This is a genomic window from Streptomyces melanogenes, from assembly GCF_014649795.1.
GTDB classification, from domain to species: domain Bacteria; phylum Actinomycetota; class Actinomycetes; order Streptomycetales; family Streptomycetaceae; genus Streptomyces; species Streptomyces noboritoensis.
The window spans coordinates 205,910-226,652 of record NZ_BMTS01000005.1 but is presented as its reverse complement, the minus strand read 5'-3'; the positions used below and the strand labels follow the sequence as shown (position 1 = coordinate 226,652).

General features: G+C 70.8%; 22 protein-coding genes. 17 read left to right on the top strand and 5 right to left on the bottom strand.

From position 1 onward, the window contains the following. Window positions 1-49 precede the first annotated feature (49 nt). The 5 genes from argC to IE252_RS13415 are packed head-to-tail and all read left to right on the top strand — an operon-like array spanning window position 50 to window position 4,868. The gene (gene argC / locus IE252_RS13435; protein WP_190089602.1) at window positions 50-1,081 is read left to right on the top strand and encodes an N-acetyl-gamma-glutamyl-phosphate reductase; all 1,032 of its coding nucleotides are present in this window, start codon (window positions 50-52) and stop codon (window positions 1,079-1,081) included. Continuing rightward, on the top strand, window positions 1,078-2,235 hold the full coding sequence (argJ, locus tag IE252_RS13430; protein WP_190089601.1) for a bifunctional glutamate N-acetyltransferase/amino-acid acetyltransferase ArgJ: 1,158 nt from the start codon (window positions 1,078-1,080) through the stop codon (window positions 2,233-2,235). Before argC ends, argJ begins: the two co-directional genes overlap by 4 nt. Then, window positions 2,232-3,128 (top strand): acetylglutamate kinase, encoded by an 897-nt coding sequence (gene argB, locus IE252_RS13425; RefSeq protein WP_190089600.1) that lies wholly within the window; start codon window positions 2,232-2,234, stop codon window positions 3,126-3,128. The genes argJ and argB overlap by 4 nt, the downstream gene beginning before the upstream one ends. Further along, the gene (locus IE252_RS13420; RefSeq protein ID WP_190089599.1) at window positions 3,128-4,318 is read left to right on the top strand and encodes an acetylornithine transaminase; all 1,191 of its coding nucleotides are present in this window, start codon (window positions 3,128-3,130) and stop codon (window positions 4,316-4,318) included. Before argB ends, IE252_RS13420 begins: the two co-directional genes overlap by 1 nt. Window positions 4,319-4,328: 10 nt before the next feature. Then, window positions 4,329-4,868, top strand: a complete 540-nt coding sequence (locus tag IE252_RS13415) for an arginine repressor (protein WP_190089598.1) — start codon at window positions 4,329-4,331, stop codon at window positions 4,866-4,868. An 11-nt stretch (window positions 4,869-4,879) separates the two neighbouring features. Here the strand turns inward: IE252_RS13415 and IE252_RS13410 are convergent, their stop codons facing one another. After that, window positions 4,880-5,590 carry a L,D-transpeptidase family protein gene (locus IE252_RS13410; protein WP_190089813.1) on the bottom strand — a complete coding sequence of 237 codons (711 nt, stop codon included), beginning with the start codon at window positions 5,588-5,590 and terminating at the stop codon, window positions 4,880-4,882. A gap of 173 nt (window positions 5,591-5,763) precedes the next feature. Between IE252_RS13410 and IE252_RS13405 the strand changes: the two genes are divergently transcribed. The 3 genes from IE252_RS13405 to lepB all read left to right on the top strand — a co-directional run bounded on the left by IE252_RS13405 (window position 5,764) and on the right by lepB (window position 9,481). Further along, on the top strand, window positions 5,764-6,957 hold the full coding sequence (locus IE252_RS13405) for an argininosuccinate synthase (RefSeq protein ID WP_190089597.1): 1,194 nt from the start codon (window positions 5,764-5,766) through the stop codon (window positions 6,955-6,957). Between the two features lie 83 nt (window positions 6,958-7,040). Next, window positions 7,041-8,468, top strand: a complete 1,428-nt coding sequence (gene argH, locus IE252_RS13400; protein WP_190089596.1) for an argininosuccinate lyase — start codon at window positions 7,041-7,043, stop codon at window positions 8,466-8,468. A 128-nt stretch (window positions 8,469-8,596) separates the two neighbouring features. Continuing rightward, entirely contained in the window at window positions 8,597-9,481 is an 885-nt protein-coding gene (gene lepB / locus IE252_RS13395; RefSeq protein WP_190089812.1) for a signal peptidase I, read from the top strand. 64 nt (window positions 9,482-9,545) lie between these two features. Here lepB and IE252_RS13390 read toward each other — a convergent pair whose 3' ends face one another. Next, a complete protein-coding gene (locus IE252_RS13390; protein ID WP_190089595.1) occupies window positions 9,546-10,052 on the bottom strand; it encodes a DinB family protein in 507 nt (168 codons plus the stop codon). 115 nt (window positions 10,053-10,167) lie between these two features. Here IE252_RS13390 and IE252_RS13385 point away from each other — a divergent pair, with 115 nt between their 5' ends. Together IE252_RS13385 and IE252_RS13380 are read left to right on the top strand one after the other, a co-directional pair. Further along, window positions 10,168-10,719, top strand: a complete 552-nt coding sequence (locus tag IE252_RS13385) for a TetR/AcrR family transcriptional regulator (RefSeq protein WP_190089594.1) — start codon at window positions 10,168-10,170, stop codon at window positions 10,717-10,719. Further along, window positions 10,716-12,260, top strand: coding sequence for an MFS transporter (locus IE252_RS13380; RefSeq protein WP_190089593.1), 1,545 nt, complete (start codon window positions 10,716-10,718; stop codon window positions 12,258-12,260). Before IE252_RS13385 ends, IE252_RS13380 begins: the two co-directional genes overlap by 4 nt. Before the next feature lie 196 nt (window positions 12,261-12,456). On the opposite strand, the gene IE252_RS13375 is transcribed toward IE252_RS13380, so the two are convergent. Next, entirely contained in the window at window positions 12,457-13,128 is a 672-nt protein-coding gene (locus tag IE252_RS13375) for a lysophospholipid acyltransferase family protein (protein ID WP_101387443.1), read from the bottom strand. Between the two features lie 256 nt (window positions 13,129-13,384). Here IE252_RS13375 and IE252_RS13370 point away from each other — a divergent pair, with 256 nt between their 5' ends. The 3 genes from IE252_RS13370 (at window position 13,385) to IE252_RS13360 (ending at window position 15,683) form a co-directional block, all read left to right on the top strand. Further along, window positions 13,385-14,551, top strand: coding sequence for a glycerophosphodiester phosphodiesterase (locus IE252_RS13370; RefSeq protein WP_190089592.1), 1,167 nt, complete (start codon window positions 13,385-13,387; stop codon window positions 14,549-14,551). A 97-nt stretch (window positions 14,552-14,648) separates the two neighbouring features. Next, complete coding sequence (locus IE252_RS13365) at window positions 14,649-15,143, top strand: RNA polymerase sigma factor (RefSeq protein WP_190089591.1); 495 nt, start codon at window positions 14,649-14,651, stop codon at window positions 15,141-15,143. A gap of 36 nt (window positions 15,144-15,179) precedes the next feature. Then, complete coding sequence (locus IE252_RS13360; protein ID WP_190089590.1) at window positions 15,180-15,683, top strand: GNAT family N-acetyltransferase; 504 nt, start codon at window positions 15,180-15,182, stop codon at window positions 15,681-15,683. 156 nt (window positions 15,684-15,839) lie between these two features. Here IE252_RS13360 and IE252_RS13355 read toward each other — a convergent pair whose 3' ends face one another. Both IE252_RS13355 and IE252_RS13350 read right to left on the bottom strand, forming a co-directional pair. Continuing rightward, window positions 15,840-16,277: a hypothetical protein gene (locus tag IE252_RS13355; RefSeq protein WP_190089589.1), complete on the bottom strand. Its 438-nt coding sequence runs from the start codon at window positions 16,275-16,277 to the stop codon at window positions 15,840-15,842. Between the two features lie 2 nt (window positions 16,278-16,279). Continuing rightward, window positions 16,280-16,639, bottom strand: a complete 360-nt coding sequence (locus IE252_RS13350) for a hypothetical protein (RefSeq protein ID WP_190089588.1) — start codon at window positions 16,637-16,639, stop codon at window positions 16,280-16,282. Window positions 16,640-17,188: 549 nt separating this feature from the next. On the opposite strand from IE252_RS13350, the gene IE252_RS13345 reads away from it, so the two are divergent. The 4 genes from IE252_RS13345 to IE252_RS13330 all read left to right on the top strand — a co-directional run bounded on the left by IE252_RS13345 (window position 17,189) and on the right by IE252_RS13330 (window position 20,676). Continuing rightward, window positions 17,189-18,262, top strand: a complete 1,074-nt coding sequence (locus IE252_RS13345; RefSeq protein WP_101387437.1) for a methionine ABC transporter ATP-binding protein — start codon at window positions 17,189-17,191, stop codon at window positions 18,260-18,262. Beyond that, window positions 18,259-18,927, top strand: a complete 669-nt coding sequence (locus IE252_RS13340) for a methionine ABC transporter permease (protein ID WP_190089587.1) — start codon at window positions 18,259-18,261, stop codon at window positions 18,925-18,927. Before IE252_RS13345 ends, IE252_RS13340 begins: the two co-directional genes overlap by 4 nt. 69 nt (window positions 18,928-18,996) lie before the next feature. Beyond that, on the top strand, window positions 18,997-19,857 hold the full coding sequence (locus IE252_RS13335; protein WP_190089586.1) for a MetQ/NlpA family ABC transporter substrate-binding protein: 861 nt from the start codon (window positions 18,997-18,999) through the stop codon (window positions 19,855-19,857). 162 nt (window positions 19,858-20,019) lie between these two features. Further along, window positions 20,020-20,676, top strand: coding sequence for a GNAT family N-acetyltransferase (locus IE252_RS13330; protein WP_190089585.1), 657 nt, complete (start codon window positions 20,020-20,022; stop codon window positions 20,674-20,676). The last annotated feature ends 67 nt before the right edge of the window (window positions 20,677-20,743 follow it).

The following is a 20,743-nucleotide window of genomic DNA, read 5'->3' as shown; positions in this document are numbered from 1 at the left end:
ATAAAACTGCATAGCTGCGTATAGTCATGCCATCGACGAGGAGGCTTCGATGGCGGTACGAGCGGCAGTGGCCGGGGCGAGCGGGTATGCGGGCGGGGAGCTGCTGCGGCTGCTCCTCGCGCACCCCGGCGTCGAGATCGGTGCCCTGACCGGGAACACCAACGCCGGGCAGCGGCTCGGCGCGCTCCAGCCGCACCTGTTGCCGCTGGCCGGGCGCGTCCTTGAGCCGACCACCGTCGAGGTGCTCGCCCGCGGCCACGACGTCGTGTTCCTGGCGCTGCCGCACGGGCAGTCCGCCGCCGTCGCCGAGCAGCTCGGCGACGAGGTGCTGGTCGTGGACATGGGCGCCGACTTCCGGCTCAAGGACGCCGGCGACTGGGAGAGGTTCTACGGCTCGCCGCACGCCGGGACCTGGCCCTACGGGCTGCCCGAACTGCCGGGCGGCCGCGCCGCGCTGGAGGGGTCCAAGCGCATCGCGGTCCCCGGTTGCTACCCCACCGCCGTCTCGCTCGCGCTCTTCCCGGCGTACGAGAGCGGCATCGCCGAACCGGAAGCCGTGATCGTCGCGGCCTCCGGCACCTCCGGCGCGGGCAAGGCCCCCAAGCCGCACCTGCTGGGCAGCGAGGTCATGGGGTCCATGTCGCCGTACGGCGTCGGCGGGGGCCACCGGCACACCCCCGAGATGGTCCAGAACCTCAGCGCGGCCGCCGGGGAGCCCGTCACCGTCTCCTTCACGCCGACCCTCGCCCCGATGGCCCGCGGCATCCTCGCCACCTGCTCCGCCAAGGCGAAGCCGGGGGTGGGCGCCGAGGCCGTACGGGCGGCGTACCAGAAGGCGTTCGCCGACGAGCCGTTCGTCCATCTGCTCCCCGAGGGGCAGTGGCCCGCCACCGCGTCCGTGTACGGCTCCAACGCCGTGCAGATCCAGGTCGCGTACGACGAGAGCGCCCACCGGATCGTGGTGGTCGCCGCCATCGACAACCTGACCAAGGGCACCGCGGGCGCCGCGGTGCAGAGCATGAACATCGCCCTGGGCCTCGACGAGACCACGGGCCTGACCACGATCGGAGTTGCGCCGTGAGCGTGACGGCAGCCAAGGGATTCACGGCGGCGGGCATCGCCGCCGGGATCAAGGAGAACGGCAACCCGGACCTGGCCCTCGTGGTCAACACCGGGCCCCGCCGAGCCGCCGCCGGCGTGTTCACCTCCAACCGCGTCAAGGCCGCGCCGGTCCTCTGGTCCGAGCAGGTCCTCAAGGGCGGCGCGGTCACCGCCGTCGTCCTCAACTCCGGTGGCGCCAACGCCTGTACGGGCCCCAAGGGCTTCCAGGACACCCACGCCACCGCCGAGAAGGTGGCCGAGGTGCTGGAGGGCCACAGCGCGGGCGAGGTCGCCGTCGCGTCGACCGGGCTCATCGGCGTACTGCTCCCGATGGACAAGCTGCTGCCCGGCATCGGGACGGCCGCCGCCGAGCTCTGCGCGCACGGCGGCGAGAAGGCCGCCATCGCCATCAAGACCACCGACACCGTCCACAAGACGTCCGTCGTCACCAAGGACGGCTGGACCGTCGGCGGGATGGCCAAGGGCGCGGGCATGCTCGCCCCCGGCCTCGCCACCATGCTCGTCGTCCTCACCACCGACGCCGACCTGGACGCGGCCACCCTCGACAAGGCCCTGCGCGCCGCCACCCGGACCACCTTCGACCGGGTCGACTCCGACGGCTGCATGTCCACCAACGACACCGTGCTGCTGCTCGCCTCCGGCGCGGCCGAAGTCGCCCCCGAGTACGCGGAGTTCGCCGAGGCCGTCCGGGCCGTCTGCGACGACCTCGGCCAGCAGCTGATCCGCGACGCCGAGGGCGCCAGCAAGGACATCCGCATCGAGGTGGTGAACGCCGCGAGCGAGGACGACGCCGTCGAGGTCGGGCGCTCCATCGCCCGCAACAACCTCCTCAAGTGCGCCATCCACGGCGAGGACCCCAACTGGGGCCGGGTGCTCTCCGCCATCGGCACCACCAAGGCCGCCTTCGACCCGGACCAGCTGAACGTCGCCATCAACGGCGTGTGGGTCTGCAAGAACGGTTCGGTCGGCGAGGACCGCGACCTGGTCGACATGCGCTACCGGGAGGTCCGGATCACCGCCGACCTCGCCGCCGGATCCGCCGAGCCCGTCGTCATCTGGGCCAACGACCTCACCGCCGACTACGTCCACGAGAACAGCGCGTACAGCTCATGAGCACGCGCAAGCACACCGCGCTCCCCAAGGCGCAGATCCTCATCGAGGCGCTGCCCTGGCTGACCCGCCACCACGGCAAGACCGTCGTCATCAAGTTCGGCGGCAACGCCATGGTCGACGAGGCGCTCAAGGCCGCCTTCGCCCAGGACGTCGTCTTCCTGCGGCACGCCGGCCTCAAACCCGTCGTGGTGCACGGCGGCGGCCCCCAGATCAGCGCCCAGCTCGACAAGCACGGCCTGGTCAGCGAGTTCAAGGCGGGCCTGCGCGTCACCACGCCGGAGGCCATGGACGTCGTACGGATGGTGCTCGCCGGGCAGGTCCAGCGCGAGCTCGTCGGGCTGCTCAACCAGCACGGCCCGCTCGCCGTCGGCATGACCGGCGAGGACGCCCACACCATCACCGCCACCCAGCACCGGCCGGAGATCGACGGCGAGCTCGTCGACATCGGCCGGGTCGGTGAGATCACCGCGATCGACACCGGCGCCATCGAGGCGCTGCTCGCGGACGGCCGGATCCCGGTCATCTCCTCGATCGCCCGCTCCCAGGACGACGGACATGTCTACAACGTCAATGCTGATACGGCGGCTGCGGCTCTTGCGGCTGCGCTGGGCGCCGAGACCCTGATGGTCCTCACCGACGTGGAGGGCCTGTACGAGGACTGGCCGCACAGCGACGAGGTCATCAGCAGGCTCACGGCGAGCCAGCTGGAGAAGCTGCTGCCCGACCTCTCCAGCGGCATGGTCCCCAAGATGGAGGGCTGTCTGTTCGCCGTGCGCAACGGCGTCACCACCGCGCGCGTGATCGACGGCCGCGTCCAGCACTCGATCCTGCTGGAGATCTTCACCGACGAAGGCATCGGCACGATGGTCGTGCCGGACGGACAGGGGGAATGATGAGCGGCCTCACCCAGCGGTGGCAGCGGGTCATGGCGGACAACTACGGCACCCCCCAGCTCGCGCTGGTGCGCGGCGCGGGCGCCAAGGTGTGGGACGTGGACGGCACCGAGTACACCGACTTCGTCGGCGGCATCGCGGTCAACGCCCTAGGCCACGGCCACCCGGCCGTCGTCGAGGCGGTCTCCCGCCAGATCGCCTCGCTCGGCCACGTCTCCAACCTGTACATCGCCGAGCCCCCGGTGGCGCTCGCCGAGCGGCTGATCGAGCTCTTCGGGCGGCCCGGCCGGGTCTTCTTCTGCAACTCGGGCGCCGAGGCCAACGAAGGCGCCTTCAAGATCGGGCGGCTGACCGGGCGCGGCCACATGGTCGCCACCGAGGGCGGCTTCCACGGCCGCACGATGGGCGCGCTCTCCCTCACCGGCCAGCCCAAGAAGCAGGAGCCCTTCCGGCCGCTGCCCGGCGACGTCACCCATGTGCCGTACGGGGACGTCGAGGCGCTGCGGGCCGCGGTCACCGAGGAGACCGCGCTGGTGGTCATCGAGCCCATCCAGGGCGAGAACGGCGTGGTCGTCCCGCCCAAGGGCTATCTGCGGGCGGCCCGCGAGATCACCGCGGCCACCGGCACGCTGCTCGTCCTGGACGAGGTGCAGACCGGCATCGGCCGGACCGGCACCTGGTTCGCGTACCAGCAGCACGAGGGCGTCGAGCCGGACCTCGTCACGCTCGCCAAGGGCCTCGGCGGCGGACTGCCCATCGGCGCCACCGTCGCCTTCGGCCGGGCCGCCGACCTCCTGCGGCCCGGCCAGCACGGCACGACCTTCGGCGGGAACCCGGTGGCGTGCGCGGCCGGACTCGCCGTGCTGGACACCCTGGCCGCCGACGGCGCCCTGGACCGGGTGAAGCGGCTCGGCGAGCGGCTGCGGGGCGGAATCGAGGCGCTGGCGCACCCGCTGGTCTCCCATGTCCGTGGCGCGGGCCTGCTGCTGGGTATCGTGCTCACCGAGGCCGTCGCCGCCCAGGTGCAGCGCGCGGCCCAGGATGCCGGCTTCCTGGTCAACGCGCCCGCCCCCGATGTCGTACGGCTCATGCCGCCGCTGATCATCGGTGACGCGGAGGTGGACGCGTTCCTCCAGTCGCTGCCCGGCGTCCTCGACGCAGTGACCAACGGGGACGGACGATCAGAATGAGACGACGACGATGACCGACGAGGCGCAGGACCAAGAGCTCGGCGGCCCCGCCGTACCGCAGACCCGCACCGCCCGCCACCGCCGGATCGTGGACATCCTCAACCGGCAGCCGGTGCGGTCCCAGAGCCAGCTCGCCAAGCTGCTCGCGGACGACGGGCTGAGCGTCACCCAGGCGACGCTCTCCCGCGACCTCGACGAGCTGGGCGCGGTGAAGATCCGCAACACCGGCGGCGAGCTGATCTACGCGGTACCCAGCGAGGGCGGCTTCCGCACGCCCAAGGCCCCCCTCGGCGAGTCGGCCAAGGAGGAGCGGATGCGCAGGCTCTCCGCGGAGCTGCTGATCTCCGCGGAGGCCTCCGCCAACCTGGTGGTGCTCCGTACGCCGCCGGGCGCCGCCCAGTTCCTCGCCTCGGCCATCGACCAGGCCGAACTGCACGACATCCTCGGCACGATCGCGGGTGACGACACCCTGATGCTGATCAGCCGCGACCCGGCCGGCGGCCAGGCCCTGGCCGACCATCTGCTGCGCCTGGCGCAGAACGACCGCTGAGGGACAGCGGTTCAGTAACGAGTGATCGCGGTCGGCCCGGACGCCGTGCCGATCGCGATGTGGGGGTGCTTGGCCGGGTCCGCCCAGGCCAGGATGCGGGCCATCGCGTCCGCCGGGACGGACACGCAACCGGCCGTCGCCCCCTTCCCGTTGACGTGCAGGAAGATCCCCGCACCCCGCCCGCGCACCGGCTGGTCGTAGTTGAACCCGACCACCAGGGCGCGGGCGTACTGCGTCGGGAAGGCGGTGATCTTCTCGGACTCACTCGCGCGGCAGTCGGCGGGCAGGCCCTCCACCCAGCGGTTGTACGCCTGCGAGGCGGTGTCCTCGCACCACCACGACCTGTCCGTGGCGCGGCGGTAGGAGAACCGGGTCCCGGCGGGCGCGGCCGTGGTGCCGAAGGCGTACGGCAGGTCGTAGAGGCCGGTCGGCGTGGTGCTGGTGCTCTGCTTGCGGGCGGTGCCCTCGACCAGCCCGTTGGAGCCGAACCTGGCGTCGGCCCGGCCCGCCACCACCCACAGCGGCCCGCGCTTGTTCCACCAGGTCACGGTGCCCGTGGTGGCGCCGGTGGAGGAGGCCTCGGCGGTGATCAGCTGGGTGCCGCCGCCGGTGTCGGCCATCCGGTTGGGCAGGTGCGGCGAGTGGAACGGGCAGGAGTCCGCGGTGGCGGCCGGGGTCGCGAGCGCGAGCAGGGCCGCGCCTAGCGCGAGAGCGGTACGCATCATGCCGGAGACCGTACGCGGCCCGCCCGCTGACGTCCTCTCAGGGGACCCAACCGTTACCCCGGCCGGGCTCCCGGCACCCCCTTGCCTCTCTTGAGGGACCTCTCGTTGACAAAACATACGGAGCACTGCATAGTTATACCCATCACCGAATGCACCGTAAGGAGAAACCCGTGACCGAGCGCGTCGTACTCGCCTACTCGGGCGGTCTGGACACCTCCGTCGCCATCGGCTGGATCGCCGAGGAGACGGGCGCCGAGGTCATCGCCGTTGCCGTGGACGTCGGCCAGGGCGGCGAGGACCTGGACGTCATCCGCAAGCGCGCGCTCGCCTGCGGTGCCGTCGAGGCCGAGGTCGCGGACGCGAAGGACGAGTTCGCCGACGAGTACTGCCTCCCGGCGATCAAGGCCAACGCCCTGTACATGGACCGCTACCCGCTGGTCTCCGCCCTCTCCCGGCCGACCATCGTCAAGCACCTGGTGGCCGCCGCGAAGAAGCACGGCGCCACCACGGTCGCCCACGGCTGCACCGGCAAGGGCAACGACCAGGTGCGGTTCGAGGCCGGCATCGCCGCCCTCGGCCCCGACCTGAAGTGCATCGCCCCGGTCCGTGACTACGCGATGACCCGGGACAAGGCGATCGCCTTCTGCGAGGCCAAGAACCTGCCCATCGCCACCACCAAGAAGTCGCCGTACTCGATCGACCAGAACGTCTTCGGGCGGGCCGTCGAGACCGGCTTCCTGGAGGACATCTGGAACGCGCCGATCGAGGACATCTACGAGTACACCTCGAACCCGGCCGAGCAGCGCGAGGCCGACGAGGTCGTCATCTCCTTCAAGGAGGGCGTCCCGGTCGCCATCGACGGCAAGCCCGTCACCGTGCTCCAGGCGATCCAGCAGCTCAACGAGCGCGCGGGCGGCCAGGGCATCGGCCGGATCGACATGGTCGAGGACCGGCTCGTGGGCATCAAGTCCCGCGAGGTGTACGAGGCGCCGGGCGCGATCGCGCTGATCACCGCCCACCAGGAGCTGGAGAACGTCACCGTCGAGCGCGAGCTCGCCCGCTACAAGCGGCAGGTCGAGCAGCGCTGGGGCGAGATGGTCTACGACGGCCTGTGGTTCTCCCCGCTCAAGCGCGCCCTGGACGGCTTCATCAACGAGGCCAACCAGCACGTCACCGGCGACATCCGGATGACCCTGCACGGCGGCCGCGCCGTCGTCACCGGCCGGAAGTCCGAGGAGTCGCTGTACGACTTCAACCTCGCCACCTACGACTCGGGCGACACCTTCGACCAGTCCAAGGCGCAGGGCTTCATCGAGATCTTCGGCCTCTCCTCGAAGATCGCCGCCAAGCGGGACCTGGCGTAATCCTGAGTCGTTGTACGGCCGCCTCCCCGATCCTCCGCGGCGGGGAGGCGGCCGCGTATCCACCCTTGTGAGGAGCAACAGCTGTGAGCAGCAACAACGGTGACGTCCGGCTCTGGGGCGGCCGGTTCGCCGACGGTCCGGCCGAGGCGCTGGCGAAGCTGTCGGCGTCGGTCCACTTCGACTGGCGGCTCGCGCCGTACGACATCGCCGGTTCGCGCGCTCACGCCCGAGTGCTCCACAAGGCGGGCCTGCTCACCGAGGACGAGCTCCAGCGGATGATCGCGGGGCTCGACCTGCTGGAGGCCGACGTCGCCGCCGGCTCCTTCGTCGGCACCATCGCCGACGAGGACGTCCACACCGCCCTGGAGCGGGGCCTGCTCGAGCGGCTCGGCCCCGACCTCGGCGGCAAGCTGCGGGCCGGCCGGTCCCGCAACGACCAGGTCGCCACGCTCTTCCGGATGTACCTGCGCGACCACGCCCGGATCATCGCCGGTCTGATCGCCGAGCTCCAGGACGCGCTGGTCGGCCTCGCCGAGGCGCACCCCGACGTGGCGATGCCCGGCCGCACCCACCTCCAGCACGCCCAGCCGGTGCTCTTCGCCCACCACGTCCTGGCCCACGTCCAGTCCCTGTCCCGGGACGCCGAGCGGCTGCGGCAGTGGGACGCGCGCACGGCGGTCTCGCCGTACGGATCGGGCGCGCTCGCGGGCAGCAGCCTCGGCCTGGACCCGGAGGCGGTGGCGAAGGACCTCGGCTTCGAGCACGGCTCCGTCGCCAACTCCATCGACGGCACGGCCTCCCGCGACTTCGTGGCGGAGTTCGCCTTCATCACCGCGATGATCGGCGTCAACCTCTCCCGGATCGCCGAGGAGGTCATCATCTGGAACACGAAGGAGTTCTCCTTCGTCACCCTCCACGACGCCTTCTCCACCGGCTCCTCGATCATGCCGCAGAAGAAGAACCCGGACATCGCGGAGCTGGCGCGCGGCAAGTCGGGCCGTCTGATCGGCAATCTGACCGGTCTGATGGCGACGCTGAAGGCGCTGCCGCTCGCGTACAACCGGGACCTCCAGGAGGACAAGGAGCCGGTCTTCGACTCCTGCGACCAACTGGAGGTGCTGCTGCCCGCGTTCACCGGGATGATGGCGACCCTCACCGTCAACCGGGAGCGCATGGAGGAGCTGGCGCCCGCGGGCTTCTCGCTCGCCACCGACATCGCGGAGTGGCTGGTCAAGCAGGGCGTGCCGTTCCGGGTGGCGCACGAGGTCGCGGGGGAGTGCGTCAAGGTCTGCGAGGTGCACGGGATCGAGCTCGACGAGCTCACCGACGACCAGTTCGCCAAGATCTCCGAGCATCTGACGCCCGAGGTGCGGACCGTCCTCAACGTCCCCGGCGCCCTCGCCTCCCGCGACGGCCGCGGCGGCACCGCCCCCTCGGCGGTCGCCGTCCAACTCGCCGAGGTCAAGGCCGACCTGACCGTCCAGCACGCCTGGGCCACCGCCAAGAACTGACATACCGGTACGGGGTGTGCGCGCCGCGCGTGCCCCGTACGGATGGAGTGGCCCGGAGATGTCGATCAGCGGCGCCCGTTTCGTGCGACCATGGTCCCTTCGGCTGTGAGGGAGTGGACGTGGGGGACGTGGCGGTCGGCGCGCAAGAAGGACACGGGGAGGCCGAGCGGCCCCAGGAGACCGAGCGGACGGCGCCCGAGGCGGCGCCCGACGAGCCGGGCGGACCCGGCGAGCCGGACGGCGGCCCGGTCGGCGCCCCCAGGAAGCAGCGCTCCTTCTGGAAGGAGCTGCCGCTGCTCATCGGCATCGCGCTGATCCTCGCGCTGCTGATCAAGACGTTTCTGGTGCAGGCGTTCTCGATCCCCTCGGACTCGATGCAGAACACCCTCCAGCGTGGTGACCGCGTGCTGGTGGACAAGCTGACGCCGTGGTTCGGCTCCGAGCCCGAGCGCGGCGAGGTCGTCGTCTTCCACGACCCGGGCAACTGGCTCCAGGGCGAGCCCACGCCGCAGCCCAACGCCGTGCAGAAGGTGCTCAGCTTCGTCGGGCTGATGCCTTCAGCCGAGGAGAAGGACCTGATCAAGCGGGTCGTCGCGGTCGGCGGCGACACCGTCGAGTGCAAGGGCACGGGCCCGCTGAAGGTCAACGGCAAGGCCCTGAACGAGCCGTACGTCTTCGCCGGGAACACCCCGTGCAGCACGGACCCGGAGAGCCAGTTCAAGGTCACGGTGCCCAAGGGCCGCATCTGGGTCATGGGCGACCACCGGCAGAACTCGGCGGACTCCCGCTACCACCAGGAGCAGCCGGGCGGCGGCTCGGTGCCGGTCGACAAGGTCGTGGGGCGCGCGCTCGTCATCGCCTGGCCGGTCAACCGCTGGGACACGCTCCCGGTGCCGAGCACCTTCGGCCAGTCGGGCATCGGCACGGTCGCGGCGGCGGCGCCGGCCGCGCTCGGCCTGCTGGGCGCGGCTCCGATCGTGCTGCTGCGCAGGCGCCGGCGCAACACCCGCTGAGACACCTCACGTACGGAAGGGGCCCGGACAGCCTGAGAAGGCCGTCCGGGCCCCTTTTCGCGTGCTACGCCCCGACCGTTCCGTCTATCCCCTCGCGCAGGAAGTCGGCATGGCCGTTGTGGCGGGCGTACTCCAGCGTCACATGCACCATCACGAGCCGCAGCGAGACGTCCGTGTCCCACCGGGCGGCGTGGACGACCGTGTCGAGCGACTCGGCCTCGCGCTCAATGCGGCGGGAGTGCTCGACCTCGGCCTGCCACCGTTCGAACGCGTCCGCCCGGGTGGCGCCGCTCGCGTCGTACGCCACCTGGTAGTCGTCCACGTCCGAGTAGACCAGCGTGATGTCCTCGGCGTTGACGACCTTGCGGAACCAGGTGCGCTCCACCTCCGCCATGTGCCGTACGAGACCGAGCAGCGAGAGCGTCGACGGCGGCATGGACGTGGCGCGCAGCTCCTCGTCGGTCAGGCCCTCGCACTTCATCGCGAGCGTCGCGCGCTGGTAGTCGAGAAAGGCCCGCAGCGTTTCGCGCTCACCGGCGAGCAGGGGCGGCGGCACGCGGTTGTCGGTCACTTCGGGGTCCTTTCGAGGGCGTTGAGGATCGCCCGCCAGGTTAGTGATCAACGGGTGGCGAGTCGACGGGCTTTCGAATGAGACGTCAACGTCTCATTCGGGCTATGGTCGTCTCATGACCGTGGACCGCGACCAGGTGCTGCGTACGGCAGCCGCCCTGCTCTCCCGCAAATCGACCGCCACGATGGACGAGGTGGCCCGCGCCGCCGGCATCGGGCGCGCCACCCTGCACCGCCACTTCGCCGGGCGCGACGCGCTGGTCAGGGCGCTGGAGAACTTCGGCATCGAGCAGTTCGAAGCGGCCCTGGACGCGGCCCGGCTGGACGAGGGGCCCGCCCCCGACGCGCTGCGCCGGCTGATCGCCGAGGTGGAGCCCGCGGCCGGGCTGCTCGCCTTCCTGGTCACCGAGAACCAGCTCTTCGAGGGCGACCAGATGAACGAGGGCTGGGCCCGGCTCGACGCCCGCGTCTCCGCGCTCTTCCGGCGCGGCCAGGAGCAGGGCGAGTTCCGCATCGACCTCACCCCGGCCTGGCTCACCGAGGCCCTGTACGGCCTGATCGGCACCTGCGCCTGGGCCGTCCAGGTCGGCCGGGTGGCCGCCAACGACTTCCAGTACATGATCGTCGAGTTGCTGCTCGGCGGAGCGCGACGGAGCGTGGAGAAATGACCAGTACCGACCGGCGGGCCGAGTCCACCCACGACGTACGCAACCCGGGCCGCTGGCTCGCCCTCGCCGTGCTCGTCCTGGCCGTGCTCCTCGTCGCGGTCGACGCGACCGTCCTGGGACTGGCCACCCCGTTCCTCAGCGAGGACCTGAAGCCGTCCGGCCCGCAGCTGCTGTGGATCGGCGACGTCTACTCGTTCGTCATCGCGGGCCTGCTCGTCTCCATGGGCAGCCTCGGCGACCGGATCGGCCGCAAGCGGCTGCTGCTGTGCGGCGCGGTGGCCTTCGGCGCGGTCTCGGTGCTCAACGCGTACGCCTCCAGCCCCGAGATGATGATCCTGGCGCGGGCACTCCTCGGTGTGGCGGGCGCGACCCTGATGCCGTCCACGCTGGCGCTGATCCGGAACATCTTCCACGACCCGCGCGAGCGCAGCCTCGCCGTCGGCATCTGGGGGGCTGCGGCCTCGGCGGGCGCGGCCGTCGGGCCGGTCGTCGGCGGCTTCCTCCTGGAGAACTTCTGGTGGGGCTCGGTCTTCCTGATCAACCTGCCCGTGATGGCCGTCCTCGTCCTCGTCGGCATCAAGCTGCTCCCCGAGTCCCGCGACCCCAACCCCGGCCCGTGGGACCTGGTCAGCGTGCTGCTGTCGCTGGTGGGCATGGTCGCGATCGTGTACGCGGTGAAGGAGGCGGCGGTCAACGGGTTCGGCCTGGAGATCGCCGGGGTGGCGCTGGTGGGCGTGCTGGCGCTGATCTGGTTCGTACGCCGCCAGCTCACCCTGGACTCACCGCTGCTCGACATGCGGCTCTTCCACCACAAGGGCTTCTCCGGTGCGGTCCTGGCCGACCTGCTGACCATCCTGGGCCTGTCCGGCCTGGTCTTCTTCCTCTCCCAGTTCCTCCAACTGGTCCAGGTGCGCTCGCCGTTGGAGGCCGGTCTGATCGAACTGCCCGCGGCGGTGGGCGCGGTGGGCGCGGGGCTCGCGGCGGGTTACGTGGCCCGCCGGGCCTCGGTGCGCAGCGCGGTCGCCGTGGGGCTTGCGGCGGTCGGCGCGGCCCTGGCGGCGTGCATGGCGATAACGGCCGACACGGGCGTGGTGGCCCTCGGCATCGCGCTGTTCGTGGGCGGCCTGGGCGCCGGTCTCGCCTTCACGGTGACGGCCGACGTGATCCTCTCCAGCGTGCCGAAGGAGCAGGCGGGGGCGGCGTCGGCGGTCTCCGAGACGGCGTACGAGCTGGGCGCGGCCCTCGGCATCGCGCTCCTCGGTTCCGTGGTCACGGGCATCTACCGCGGCTTCACGGCCCCGGCGGACCTGCCCGCGGGCGTCTCGGCGGAGGCGCACGACTCGCTCGGCGGCGCGGTGGAGGCGGCCACGCGGCTTCCCGCCGAGCAGGCGGCCCCCATGCTGTCCGCCGCCCGGGACGCCTTCACGGACGGCTTCCAGACGGCCGCCGCGGTCGGCAGCGCGGTGCTGTTCGCGACGGCGGCGGCGGCGTGGTTCCTGCTGCGGGGCCAACGCCTGGAGGAGGGCCTGGAGCACCCCTGAGCCCCGCCTGCGCCCCCGCTTTGGGCTCGCGCCCGGCCACGTGCGCCCCAAAGGGGCGCGGGGAACTGCGCGCTCAGCCCAGCACGGTCCGCAGCCATACGACAGCTTGTTCTTCGGCTGCGGGCCGGTGGGGGCTGGTCGCGCAGTTCCCCGCGCCCCTAAAAGCCAAAACCCAAAACCCGGCGGCTACGCCGCCTTACGCCGCCTTCGCCTTCGTGGCGTACATGTCGACGTACTCCTGCCCGGACAGCCGCATGACCTCGGCCATCACCGAGTCCGTGACGGCCCGCAGGACATAGCGGTCCCGGTCCATGCCCTCGTACCGCGAGAACTCCATCGGCTCGCCGAAGCGGACCGTCACCTTGCCGGGCCGCGGCAGCCCCGCCCCGCTCGGCTGGATCTTGTCCGTGCCGATCATCGCGAACGGCACGACCGGCGCACCCGTCATCAGGGTCAGCCGCGCGATACCGGTGCGGCCGCGGTACAGGCGGCCGTCGGGGGAGCGGGTGCCCTCCGGGTAGATGCTGAAGACCTTGCCCTCTTCCAGGACCTGGCGCCCCGTCATCAGCGCCGCGACCCCGCCGTGCCCGCCGTCGCGGTTGACCGGGATCATGCCGACGCCGCTGAAGAACCACGCCATCAGCCGGCCCTTGAGGCCCTTGCCCGTGACGTACTCGTCCTTGCCGATGAAGTACACCGGACGGTCCAGGCACACCGGCATGATCATCGAGTCGATGAACGTCAGGTGGTTGCCCGCGAGGATGACCGGACCCGTCCCGGGGATGTTCTCGGCGCCCTCCACCTGCGGACGGAACATCAGGCGCATGATCGGTCCGAGCACTGCCTTGATGAGCGCGAGTCGGGACAACGCTTCCTCCGGTGTCGTGGGCTGACGGGTCCGCGCGGAACCGAGGTCCGCGCAGGTGAGGACGATACTCGCGGCCCGCGCCTGATCGCACATCGGGTTCACGGAGTGGATACGCGATGTTGACGCGTGTTCGCGCCACGTTCGGCCGCCATTGGCCGTGGGGGCTCCCCTCCTTAAGGGGTGTACGCCTACGCTCGACCCCTCCCGTTGACAGGTGCGGGACACGTGGAACCAGCCATACTTCCAAGGAGCGTTCATGACACAGGGTGAGCGGATGAGCCCCGGCCGGCGCACGGTGCTCGGCGCGGCGGTGCTGGGCACGGCGGCCGCCGGGCTGCCCGCCGCGGCCGCGAGCGCGCAGACCCGGCCGCAGCACGGCGGGGCGCGCCGTCACGGAACGTACAAGGACCTGCCGGTCCCGTACGTGATCGGCCACCGCGGCACCGCCGGGTACCGCCCCGAGCACACCCTCGGCTCCTACCAGCACGCCCTGGACCTCGGCGCCCACGTCATCGAGCAGGACCTCGTCCCCACCAAGGACGGGCATCTGGTCTGCCGCCACGAGAACGACATCACCGCCACCACGGACGTCGCCGACCACCGCGAGTTCGCCGCCCGCAAGGCCACCAAGACGGTCGACGGCGTGGCCGTCACCGGCTGGTTCACCGAGGACTTCACGCTCGCCGAGCTGAAGACCCTGCGCGCCAAGGAGCGGCTGCCCGCCGTCCGCCAGCGCAACACGCTCTACGACGGCCGCTGGGACGTGCCGACCTTCGAGGAGGTCCTCCAGTGGGCCGAGCGCGAGGGCCGCCGCCTGGGCCGTCGCATCTGGCTGCACACCGAGACCAAGCACCCCACCTACTTCCGGGGGCTCGGCCTTGCCTTGGAGGACCGGGTGGCACGTCTGCTGCGCCGGTACGGGCGCCACCGCGCCGACTCCCCGCAGTTCCTCCAGTCCTTCGAGCCCAGCAGCATCCAGCGGCTGAGCCGGCTGGTCGACACCCCGTCGGTCGTGCTGCTCTCCGGCAAGGGCTCCAAGCCCTGGGACTTCGTGGTGAGCGGCGACCCGCGCACCACCGACGACCTGGTCAAGCCCGCGGGCCTGAAATGGATCGCCTCGTACGCCCAGGGCATCGGCCCCACCCTGGACCTGATCGTCCCCAAGGACGCGGCGGGCCGGCTCACCACGCCGACCACCCTGGTCGCGGACGCCCACGCGCAGGGGCTGATCCTCCACCCGTACACGATGCGCAACGAGAACACCTTCCTGCCCGCCGACTTCCGGCGCGGCACCGACCCCAACGCGTACGGCGACGCGTTCGGGGCCTTCAAGGCGTACTTCACGACCGGTATCGACGCCGTCTTCTCCGACAACGCGGACACGGCACTGCTCGCGGCAGCAGACTTCCGCGCGAAGCGCTAGTCCCCGTATCGGTAGCTCTCGTATACGAGTCTTCACTTACGGGTGAGATGCGGCCGCCGTCGAAACCGCCTCGCGCGGCGGCCGCGTCCCGCCCGGCATGGACCTCGTCAAAGAGCTGAGCCCGCTGCTGGCCGCCGAGGCCGCCGCGGAGGCGCCGGGCGCCGGAGTCGACCCCGCGGACCTCGAACAGGACGTCTGGGTGCGTCTGCTCGAAAGCCGTCCGGCGGACCCCGTGCCCTGGGTGCGTTGGGCCGTTCGGGCGGAAGTGAGACGGGCCCGCCGCCGGGCGCGGCACGAACTGCCGTTCGCCGCGGAACCGGCCGCCGACCCGGAAACAGGCCCGGAACGCCGGGTTCTGAGCGAGGAGCTGAGCCGTGCGCTGCGTACGGCCGTGGCCAGGACTCCGGGAAACTGCCCGCGCCTGCTGACCGCACTTCTTTCGCCCAGCGACCTCACTTACCGAGAAATCGCAGGGGAGTTGGATATCTCACAGGGGAGTCTGGGGCCGATGCGTTCCCGTTGCCTGGGATGCCTGCGCAGAATGCTCGCGGCGGAGGTTGCGGCTCCTGGCCTGCGGGGAATGGAGCGTTAGACAACCGGCGGACAGGTGAGCGGAAGGCATGCACACATGGGCATGAGCGTGACCATCTCTGCGGCGCGTGAAGGCGACTGCGAGCAGATCCTCAAGCTTCAGTACCTCTGCTACCAGAGCGAGGCGGAGCTCTACGGGGACTACTCCATCGAGCCGCTCACCCAGACACTCGACGGCCTGCGGGACGAGCTCGGCAGCGGGTACGCGCTGGTGGCGCGGCTCGGCGACGAGGTGGTCGCCTCGGTCAGAGGCAGCGTGGACGGGTCGGGCACCGGCCGGATCGACAAGCTGATCGTGCACCCGCGGATGCAGGGGCACGGGCTGGGGAGCCGGCTGCTCAGCGCCATAGAGGAACACTTCGCCGGTCAGCTGTCGGCCAAGCGGTTCCGGCTCTTCACGGGGCATCGCAGCGAGTCGAATCTGCGGCTGTATCGCAAGCACGGGTATGCGCCGGTCGCGACGGAGGCGCTGAGTCCCGGGCTTTCCCTGGTCACTCTGGAGAAGGACGCGTCGGCTCGGGAGTTCGTGGCCAGCGCGTAGCGCTCCGCGGGAGTCGGGTGCTTTGTCTGCGGACCGTGCTGGGTTGCTCGCGCCCACGCGGCGGAGCCGCACAATGTCACAGCCCCGCGCCCCTAAATACCTAGGGGCGCGGGGAACTGCGCGAGCAACCCAGCACGGTCCGCAGGCGAGGCACCATCAGGCGGCAGCCCTGTTTCGGCGCAGCCACAGCATGCCCAGCACCGGCAGGATCACCGGGATGAGCAGATAGCCCGCTCCGTAGTCCGACCAGACCGTCGCGTCGGGGAACGCCGACTTGTCCGCCAGCGTCCACGTGCCGACGGTCAGGACGAAGACCAGCTCCGCCGCACAGCACACCAGCGCCGTCCGCCGCAGCCGCTCCCCGCCACGTACCAGCGAGAACGTGATGAAGCCGTACACCACGGCCGCCACGGCCGACAGCACGTACGCCAGCGGTGCCTTACCGAAGTCCTGGATCATCTGGACGATCGAGCGGGAGGCGGCGGCGACGGTGAACACCCCGTAGAACCAGACCAGCACGCGGCCGGGGCCGCTGCCCAGTTTCCCGCCTTCGGACTCGTTCCGCCCGGTGGACTCGGTGGTGGACTCGGCCACGGTCACCCTCCCCAGATGTCGTAGAGACGCACTTCGAGCACCGCGAGCACCACCGCGCCGGCCGAGACCGTCACGGAGCCCCACTTGGTCCGCTCGCTCAGCGACAGCAGACCCGCCGCAGGGACCGCCGCGAACGAGCCCACCAGATAGGCGATGAAGATCGCCATGCCCTGGTCGGGCCGCTCGCCCCGCCCGAGCTGCACGATGCCGACCACCAGCTGCGCCAGGGCGAGCACGGAGACCACGGCCATGCCGATGAAGTGCCAGTCCTTGGTGGGCTGGTCCCGGTAGGCGGCGAAGCCGCACCAGGCGGCGAGGGCGAGCGCGGCGGCGGCGACCGCGACCGTCAGGGCGTCAAGCATGAGAACGAGCGTATTACGGCCCGAAGCGCCCGACGCGCCCGCCCCGGGCGGGACCGGCCGGGGCGATCAGGCCATCGTGGCCTTGGCCACAGGACGCCCTGGGGTGAGGTGTGATCGCCGCCGTGGGGAAGCGGGTGGCGCCCTCCGTATCGGCGCAGGCCAGACGGGGGAGAGGGGGGTGGGAGAGGGTGTCTCCGCCCTCTCGGGGCCGTCCCGGGCGCGTCCGCATCGCGGGCCATGCTCGTCCGGAATGCGGACAGCCTTGATCCGCTCTTCGCTCCTTCTGCTTTACTTCATGCATGACCACGACGAGCAGCCGCACCCTTGCGACCGAGGCGATGAACGCGCCCGGTGCTCGTTGTATGTGTCGAATGTGCGCCTTCTGAGGGCCCCCGCCTGAGCCTCGCGCCCCGAAGCGAGACCCATGAGCCATGCCCGCGCACGCCATGCTCCCCGGTTACCACCGATTGTGGCTGTGACGCGTCCCGAACACGAATGCCCCGTGCCCGGCGGACACCGCGCCGCGCACTCGACAGTGACGGAAATCCTGTGATCACCACTACGGGCCTCACCAAGGTCTACCAGTCGCGCGGCCGTGAGGTCACCGCCCTGGACGGCGTAGACCTCCACGTCCGCGAGGGCGAGGTCTTCGGCGTCATCGGCCAGAGCGGCGCCGGCAAGTCCTCCCTCATCCGCTGCGTCAACCTGCTGGAGCGGCCGACCACCGGCACGGTGACCGTCGACGGCGTCGACCTCACCGCCCTCGCCGGGCGCGGCCGCCGCGCCGGCAAGGAGCTGCGCCAGGCGCGCAGCCGCATCGGCATGGTCTTCCAGCACTTCAACCTGCTCTCCGCGCGCACCGTGCAGGCCAACATCGAGCTGCCGCTGGAGATCCTCGGCGTCTCCGGCAAGGAGCGCTCCCGCAAGGCCCTCGAACTCCTCGACCTGGTCGGCCTCGCCGACAAGGCCAAGGCCTACCCCGCCCAGCTCTCCGGCGGCCAGAAGCAGCGCGTCGGCATCGCCCGCGCCCTGGCCGGCGACCCCAAGGTGCTGCTCTCCGACGAGGCGACCAGCGCGCTGGACCCGGAGACCACCCGCTCCATCCTCCAGCTGCTGCGCGACCTCAACCAGCAGCTCGGTCTGACCGTCCTGCTCATCACGCACGAGATGGATGTCGTCAAGACGGTCTGCGACTCGGCCGCGCTAATGAAGCGGGGCAGGATCGTCGAGTCCGGGACGGTCGGCGAACTGCTCGCCACCCCCGGCTCCGAGCTCGCCGCCGAGCTGTTCCCGGTGACCGGCGAGGCCACCGGCCCCGAGCGCACGGTCGTCGACGTGACCTTCCACGGCGAGTCGGCCACCCAGCCGGTCATCTCGCAGCTGGCCCGCACGTACAACGTCGACATCTCGATCCTCGGCGCCGCGATGGACACCGTCGGCGGCCGGCAGATCGGCCGGATGCGCATCGAGCTGCCCGGACGGTACGAGGAGAACGTCGTCCCCGTCGGCTTCCTGCGCGAGCAGGGCCTCCAGGTGGACGTCGTCGAAGCCGACGCGGTCGACACCGCGGTGGAGATCCCGGCGCAGGCCGTCGCCGCCCCGGTCAAGGAAGGTGCCAAGTGAGCTGGTCCGAGATGCAGCCGCTGCTGTCCCAGGGAACCATCGACACCCTCTACATGGTGCTCTGGTCCAGCCTGGTCACCGTCGCGGGCGGACTGCCGCTGGGTGTGCTGCTCGTGCTCACCGACAAGGGCGGGCTGCTCCAGAACCGCCCGGTGAACAAGGTCATCGGCGTGGTCGTGAACATCGGCCGCTCGATGCCCTTCATCATCCTGCTGATCGCGCTGATCCCCTTCACCACCTGGGTGGTCGGCACCTTCATCGGCCCCACCGCGATGATCGTGCCGCTCGCCGTCGGCGCCATCCCGTTCTTCGCCCGGCTCGTCGAGACCGCGATCCGCGAGGTCGACCACGGTCTGGTCGAGGCCGTCCAGTCGATGGGCGGCTCCATCCCGACCATCGTCCGCAAGGTGCTGCTCCCGCAGGCGCTGCCCTCGCTGATCGCCGGACTCACCACCACCGTGATCACCCTGGTCAGCTACTCGGCGATGGCCGGCGCGGTCGGTGGCGAGGGCCTCGGCTCCAAGGCCATCACCTACGGGTTCCAGCGCTTCGAGACGCAGTTCATGCTCATCACCGTCGGTGTGCTCATCGCCATCGTCACCGTGATCCAGCTGATCGGCGACGGCGCCGTACGGCTCCTGGCCCGCCGGGGCCGTACCTCCTGAACTTCTTCTCCCAGAGCCCGCACTCCTTGTCCGGGCGACCGACCGCATCACCAGAAAGAGGCACTTTTCGTGCGTAACAACATCAAGATCACCGCTGCTGCCGCCACCGCCGCGCTCGCCCTCGGCCTCACCGCCTGCGGCACCTCCTCCGACCCGAAGACGTCGAGCGCCAAGGGCGCCTCGGCCGACACCTCCAAGGCGCTCGTCGTCGCGGCGTCCCCGACCCCGCACGCCGACATCCTGAACTTCGTCAAGAAGAACCTGGCGGAGAAGGCCGGACTCAAGCTGGAGGTCAAGGAGTTCACGGACTACGTCCTGCCGAACACCGCCACCCAGCAGGGCCAGGTCGACGCCAACTTCTTCCAGCACAAGCCGTACCTCGACGACTTCAACAAGAAGAACAACACGACCATCGTGCCGGTCGTGAACGTCGAACTGGAGCCGCTCGGCCTCTACTCCAAGAAGGTCAAGTCGGTGAAGGAGATCGCCTCCGGGCAGACGATCGCCGTCCCGAACGACACCACCAACGAGGGCCGCGCGCTCCAGCTGCTCGCGGGCAACGGCCTGATCACCCTCAAGGACGGCGTCGGCACCTCCGCCAAGCTCTCCGACATCAAGGACAGCAAGGGCCTGAAGTTCAAGGAGATCGAGGCCGCCACGCTGCCCCGCGCCCTGAACGACGTCGACGCAGCGGTCATCAACGGCAACTACGCCATCGAGGCCAAGCTCAGCCCGGCCAAGGACTCGCTGGTCCTGGAGACGGCGGACGGCAACCCGTACGCCAACTTCCTCGCCGTCAAGAAGGGCAACGAGGCCGACCCGCGGGTCCAGAAGCTGGCCCAGCTCCTCAACTCCGACGAGGTCAAGAAGTTCATCCAGGACAAGTACCAGGGCTCGGTCATCCCGGCCTTCGGCGCCGTCAAGTCCTGACCCCCGCCGGTCAGTTCCGGCCACCGCCCCGGGGCCCCGTACACCACACGGTGTGCGGGGCCCCGGCGCGTGCTCCGCCTCCCGGGCAGGCCCCCCGGCCATGCACATCCCCGCGCCGATGCTGCATGCTGTGCCTTTACGGCCTGACGACCGTCCCCCGGCATGGAGCGGCACATGACTACCCCGACCCCGGTGTTCCCGGACATCTCCATCAGCACCGACCGGCTGGTGCTGCGCGCCTTCGACGAGGACGACATCCCGGCGCACATCGAGATGATGAACGACGAGCACGTCATCGCCTGGACCTCCGTGCCCCATCCCTACACGGCCCGCGACGCCCTGGAGTTCGTCCGCCTGCACGCCCCGGCCGAGCGCACCTCGGGGCGCGGGATCGTCTTCGCCGTCACCGAGTTCCTCACCCAGCGCCTGGTCGGCGTCGTGCACCTGCAGAACACCAACTGGCGCACCCTGGCCACCGAGGTCGGCTACGTCGTCGCCCCCTGGGCGCGCGGCGAGGGCTACGCCACCGAGGCCGTGCTCGCCGCCGCGCAGTGGCTCTTCAGGGACCAGCGCTTCGAGCGCGTCGAGCTGCGCACCGCCGCCGACAACACCGCCTCCCAGCAGGTCGCGCAGAAGATCGGCTGCATCAGCGAGGGCGTGCTGCGCAACGCGTGGATAGCGCGCACGCAGACGGAGGACGGCGGCTGGGCGGACATCCGCACCGACCTGATCGTGTGGAGCCTGCTCCCCGAGGACCTGGACGGCGTCGCCGACCAGCTCGCGGACGCCGGATACGCCTCGTACGCCGACTGGAACTGAGCCGGGCGGCCGCCCGCTCGCCCGACCGCACCCCTGCCGCACCAGGTACCCTCACCGTGGCCGGGCC